General features: G+C 68.8%; 1 protein-coding gene. It reads right to left on the bottom strand.

Annotation, left to right across the window (positions count from 1 at the left end):
* Window positions 1-136: 136 nt before the first annotated feature.
* A complete protein-coding gene (gene xsc, locus FE811_RS26665) occupies window positions 137-1,918 on the bottom strand; it encodes a sulfoacetaldehyde acetyltransferase (protein ID WP_116220455.1) in 1,782 nt (593 codons plus the stop codon).

The following is a 1,918-nucleotide window of genomic DNA, read 5'->3' as shown; positions in this document are numbered from 1 at the left end:
GGGGCGGGGCGCCGAGGGGGGCTCTGCCCCCCTCGCGCTTGCGCGGCCCCTCGATGGGGCCGCGCAAGCGCCCCCCGGGGTATTTGGGAAACGGAGAAAGGCAGGGGACGCCCCGGCCTTCCGCCGCCGTCCCGCCTCAGGCCGCGCCCTGCTGGGGGCGCATGTCGGCCGGGTCGATGCCGGCGACCACCACCGGCTTCTTCATCGCGTCGCGGCGGAAGGGCTCGCCCAGTTCCTGGTTCAGCAGCACCTCGATGAAGGTGGTCTCGCGGTTCTTCATCTGCCGCTCGACCGCATCGTGCAGCGCCGCGGTCAGTTCCTCCTGGCTCTTCACCTGCACGCCGACGAGCCCGCAGGCCTGGGCGATCTTCGCATAGGAGGTGTCGCGGTCCAGCTCGGTGCCGACGAAGTTGTTGTCGTACCACAGCGTGGTGTTGCGCTTTTCCGCCCCCCACTGGTAGTTGCGGAAGATCACCATGGTGATCGCCGGCCAGTCCTCGCGGCCGCAGGCGGTCATCTCGTTCATCGAGATGCCGAAGGCGCCATCGCCGGCAAAGCCGATCACCGGCACGTCCGGATTGCCGATCTTGGCGCCCAGGATCGCCGGGAAGCCGTAGCCGCAGGGCCCGAACAGCCCCGGCGCCAGGTATTTCCGCCCGGCCTCGAAGCTCGGGTAGGCATTGCCGATGGCGCAGTTGTTGCCGATGTCCGAGCTGACGATCGCCTCTTTCGGCACCGCCTGCATGATCGCCCGCCAGGCCTGGCGCGGGCTCATCAGCCCGGCGTCGCGCCTGCGCGCGTCCTCGTTCCATTCGGTGCCGGGATCGTCCTCCTCGTGGTCCAGGCTCGACAGTTCCTGCGCCCAGCGGGACCTGGTCTGCGCCACCAGCGCCTTGCGTTCCGCCCGGCCGGCATCGCCGGCGGTGGGGGCAAGCTGCGCCAGGATGCCGCGCGCCACCTTGGCCGCGTCGCCCTGGATGCCGACCGTGACCTTCTTGGTCAGCCCGATGCGGTCGGCGTTGATGTCGACCTGGATGATCCTGGCGTCCTTCGGCCAGTAGTCGATGCCATAGCCCGGCAGGGTCGAGAACGGGTTCAAGCGCGTGCCCAGCGCCAGCACCACGTCGGCCCTGGCGATGATCTCCATCGCCGCCTTCGAGCCGTTGTAGCCCAAGGGGCCCATGGCCAGCGGGTGCGAGCCGGGGAAGCTGTCGTTGTGCTGGTAGTTCGAGCAGACCGGCGCATCCAGCCGCTCGGCCAGCCTGGCCAGCTCCGGGATCGCGCCCGACAGCACCACGCCGGCGCCCGACAGGATCACCGGGAACTCGGCCCCGGACAGCAGCTTTGCCGCCTCGGCCACCGCCTGCTCGCCGCCCGCGGGCCGCTCGAAGGCGACCACCTGCGGCAGCTCCACGTCGATGACCTGGGTCCAGAAGTCGCGCGGGATGTTGATCTGCGCCGGGGCCGAGTTGCGCCAGGCCTGCATGATCACCCGGTTCAAGACCTCGGGGATGCGCGAGGCGTCGCGCACCTCTTCCTGGTAGCAGACGCAATCGGCGAAGATGCGCATCTGCTCCATCTCCTGGAAGCCGCCCTGGCCGATGGTGCGGTTCGCCGCCTGCGGCGTGACCAAGAGCAGCGGGGTGTGGTTCCAGTAGGCGGTCTTGACCGGCGTGACGAAGCCGGTCACGCCGGGGCCGTTCTGCGCGATCGCCATCGACATCCGGCCGGTCGAGCGGGTGAACCCGTCCGCCATCATCCCGGCGTTCGTCTCGTGCGCGCAGTCCCAGAACGTGATCCCAGCCCTGGGAAACAGGTCCGACACAGGCATCATCGCAGAGCCGATGATCCCGAACGCATGCTCGATCCCGTGAAGCTGGAGAACTTTCACAAAAGACTCCTCAGTGGTCATTCTCAT

It is taken from the genome of Paracoccus sp. FO-3, assembly GCF_006386455.1.
GTDB classification, from domain to species: Bacteria; Pseudomonadota; Alphaproteobacteria; order Rhodobacterales; family Rhodobacteraceae; genus Paracoccus; species Paracoccus versutus.
The sequence above is the reverse complement of the archived record's forward strand: the minus strand, read 5'-3'. Positions and strand labels throughout refer to the sequence as shown.